At 73.2% G+C, this 228-nt stretch carries 1 pseudogene; it reads right to left on the bottom strand.

From position 1 onward, the window contains the following. Positions 1 to 228: pseudogene (locus SB816_RS35570) on the bottom strand (class I SAM-dependent RNA methyltransferase); the annotation flags it as partial.

The following is a 228-nucleotide window of genomic DNA, read 5'->3' on the forward strand; positions in this document are numbered from 1 at the left end:
TTCAGCGCATCGCCGAGCGCGTTGAAGAACTCGCTGTCGGGCGCGTCGGTGTGCGTGCGGCGGAACGCGTCGTCGTTGCCGCGGTTGCGGCCCGTCTCGCGCACCTCGCCGCGCGCGCTGCGGCCGCGCACCTCGATCCGCTCGCCGTACGGCGGATTCGCGAGGATGATGCCGGGGCCGTCGCACGGCGGCGTCATCGCGCGGGCGTCGACCTGCTTCAGCCATACC

The organism is Achromobacter sp. SIMBA_011 (assembly GCF_046535435.1).
GTDB lineage: Bacteria > Pseudomonadota > Gammaproteobacteria > Burkholderiales > Burkholderiaceae_B > Achromobacter > Achromobacter dolens.